Here is a 1,676-nt window from a genome sequence, read left to right as displayed (position 1 = left end):
AGGCGCCTTAATCGCGGCAAGTTCCACTGGGCTGAAGCCTGGCGCGGTGACCGAGTGAACCTGACAGACGAGCAGTTGGTTGCACTGGCTCAAGGGCTGCCTTGGCAGCGCATGGGTGATGCCGGGGTCATCTCAATGCTGTAATCATATTCTGCTGATGGGAGCCATAACCCAAAGGATGAATTCCGAACCGGACACAGGGTCGGCATACTACCGGCATGCCCCAGCAGCCTGATCTCAACCAGCTCTCCGCCGATCAACTCCGCGCCTTGGCCGCTGAGTTGATGGTCTCGCTGGCGGCTAAAGATCGGGCGCTGGTGCACAGCAATGCACTGAACGACAAGCTGACCCATGAACTGGCCATCCTCAAGCGCCACAAGTATGCCCGGCGCAGCGAGCAATTGAATGCACTGCAAGGCTTGCTGCTGGATGAATTGGTCGACAGCGACCTGGCCGCCATTGAAGTCGAGCTTGAGCAGGTCATGCTGGCTACCGGCCAAACCACCAAGCCCAAGCAGCAACCCAAGCGCAGCCCGCTGCCGCCAGAACTGCCCCGTACCTTGATCCACCACGAGCCTGACAATACGCAATGTCGCTGTGGCTGCCAGCTCAAGCGCATCGGCGAAGACATCAGTGAAAAGCTGGACTACGTTCCCGGCGAGTTCAGCGTAGAGCGCCACATCCGGGGCAAGTGGGCCTGCGACAACTGTGAAACCTTGATCCAGGCACCCGTTCCAGCGCAGATCATCGATAAGGGTATCCCTACTTCAGGACTGTTGGCTCAGGTGCTGGTCGCCAAGTATGCAGATCATCTGCCGCTGTACCGCCAAGAACGTATCTTCGGTCGCGCCGGTCTCGAAATCCCGCGTTCCACCCTGGCCGAGTGGGTGGGCGCCTGCGGTATACAGTTGCAACCGCTAGTGGATGCGCTGCGCCGCGAATTACTGGCACATCCGGTGCTGCATGCCGATGAAACCCCGGTCAGTATGTTGGCGCCGGGCAAGAAGAAAACCCACAAAGCCTATGTGTGGGCATTCTGCAGTACCGGGTTCAACGACCTGAAAGCAACGGTGTACGAATTTGCTCCGAGCCGTGCCGGCGAGCACGCCCGCGCCTTCTTGGGTGACTGGCAAGGCAAGCTGGTCTGTGACGATTACGCTGGCTACAAAGCCGGGTTCGGCATGGGCATTGTGGAAATCGGCTGCATGGCGCATGCCCGCCGCAAGTTCTATGACCTGCACCAGGCCAACCAGAGCACCTTGGCCGCCCAGGCGCTTGAGTACATCAAGCATCTCTACGAGGTAGAGCGGCAAACCAAGGACTTACCGCCGGACAAGCGTCAGGCCATCCGGGCAGCCAAAGCCCGGCCGATAGCTGATGCCTTGCATCAATGGATGCTTGCCCACCGAACAAAAGTACCGGATGGCTCCGGCACCGCCAGGGCATTGGATTACAGCCTGAAACGCTGGGATGCGTTGACGCGCTACTTGGACGACGGCCGCGTTCCAATCGATAACAACTGGGTGGAAAACCAGATCCGCCCCTGGGCGCTCGGTCGCTCCAACTGGCTGTTCGCTGGATCGTTGCGCAGTGGCCAACGCGCTGCCGCCATCATGAGCCTGATCCAATCAGCCAAGCTCAATGGCCATGATCCCTATGCCTACCTGAAAGATGTG

General features: G+C 59.4%; 2 protein-coding genes. Both read left to right on the top strand.

Going from position 1 to position 1,676, the window contains the following annotated elements; all coding sequences use genetic code 11:
• Positions 1–144, top strand: a 144-nt coding sequence (tnpB, locus tag FHK95_RS20550) for an IS66 family insertion sequence element accessory protein TnpB (protein ID WP_150306372.1), incomplete at its 5' end; no start/stop codon positions are given.
• Between the two features lie 74 nt (positions 145–218).
• The coding region (gene tnpC, locus FHK95_RS19930) for an IS66 family transposase (RefSeq protein ID WP_150306371.1) at positions 219–1,676 on the top strand (1,458 nt) is incomplete at its 3' end.

It is taken from the genome of Pseudomonas saliphila (assembly GCF_008638345.1).
In the GTDB taxonomy this organism is placed as follows: domain Bacteria; phylum Pseudomonadota; class Gammaproteobacteria; order Pseudomonadales; family Pseudomonadaceae; genus Halopseudomonas; species Halopseudomonas saliphila.
This window is presented reverse-complemented; position numbering and strand designations above follow the sequence as displayed.